The sequence below is a fragment of the Streptomyces sp. NPDC001393 genome (assembly GCF_053597455.1).
Map to the genome: position 1 here is coordinate 1 of NZ_JBSFIH010000158.1, position 1,430 is coordinate 1,430.

1 protein-coding gene and 1 pseudogene are annotated in these 1,430 nt (G+C 67.3%); both read right to left on the reverse strand.

Features of this window, described 5'->3' with window-relative positions:
- Positions 1–325: pseudogene (locus ACWC2T_RS46030) on the reverse strand (cytochrome P450); the annotation flags it as partial.
- Positions 322–1,430, reverse strand: a 1,109-nt coding sequence (locus ACWC2T_RS46035) for an MAB_1171c family putative transporter (protein ID WP_450676245.1), incomplete at its 5' end; no start/stop codon positions are given. The pseudogene ACWC2T_RS46030 and the gene ACWC2T_RS46035, both read right to left, overlap by 4 nt.

Here is a 1,430-nt window from a genome sequence, read left to right on the forward strand (position 1 = left end):
TGAATGCCTTGGCGACGAGTCGGCGCAGGCGAGTGTGGTCGGGCGGATCCATGTTGAGCAGGTGCGCGTCGAGTTCAGGGGGCATGGAGGATCTGAACTCGCCGCTGGTTTTGGCGTTTGCCTTGTTCAGGGAGAACCGGGGGTCTGCCAGAGCTGCGCGGGCCTCGGCGTACCGAGTGATCAGCCACACGGGTTCGCCGTCGGGAGTGGTGGTGCGGTGGACCGGGGCGGTGTCGCGGAGCTGGGCGTAGGCGCCGTGTGGGTCGGCGACGAGTGCTTCACTGAGCAGTGACGAGACGCTGCCGGTCTGTTTGTTGTTGCTCATGCGTCTGTTTTCGCCGACCGGAGCCGCTCGAGAACGGCGGGGATGACGGTGGAGGTGCTGAAGGCGTCGGCGACCCGGGTCAGACGAGCACCTTCCTTGTTGAGGTCGCCGTTGGCGGCATCGTCGATGTCAGTGCCGTGTCCCCCTGACGCCTCGTGGCCGGTAGACCGAGCCTGAAGGGCTGCTGCGATCTGCGCGGCTTCTGCGACGGCATCCGCCTCGTCGCCGGTGATGTTCTGGTTCGCCGCTACTTCTCGTGTCATGCGGCTGATTTCCGGGTCATGGTGGGGACGAAGTCTCATATCGCCATCCAGTATCTCGATCACCTGGCGACCGAGGAAGAACCGGAGGTCGGGAGCCAGTTCCCTGCGGGAGGCCGGCGGGGCGACGAGGACGACTTCGGGGAAGGCACGGGTGATCGCCTGCCAAAGGGGGTAGTGGCGGTGGAAGGTGCGGTAGTCGGACATCCACGCCATGGCCCTGCCGAGGCCGACGCCCCAGGCGGGCATGGTGAACCCTACGGCGAAGAGAGCGGCCGAGACACTGGCGAACGTAGGGGCCACAAGGGAGTTGACGAAGCCGAGTGGTGAGATGCCGAGCTTGCCCCAGATGAGGGAGATGACCTTGGGCAGGCAGTAGCCCAAGCCGGCGACTGCTCCCACCGTGACCATGCACAGGCCACGGCGCAGCCAAGGCTGACCGACGACGCCGAAATCACCGACCTCAACGAGGAACTCAAGGAAGTCCTGCCAGAACACGTCGGCGGGCATCGCCGTCCGCCGCCAGGGGACGGCGGCGTACTCGGCCACCGCCCGGCGCAGCCACTCGCCCAGTGTGCCGCACGAGTCGTCGCACACCCGCAGCGCCCGCAGCCCGCACGCCAACGCGGCCCGGCGGACAGCCAGCAACCTCGCCGCCCCGACTGCTTCCCTTACCTGGGCGCCGGTGGCTTCGGCCAGAACCTCTGTCACCGCCATCGTCGCCCACTGGCCATGATGCCAATCCAGATTCACAACCCCGGCGAATGCTTCGTACGGTGCCTGCGGCGACACCGGGAAGCGCGGCCACGCCCCTGTCAGAGCCCGCTCGGACAGCCGCCGACTCG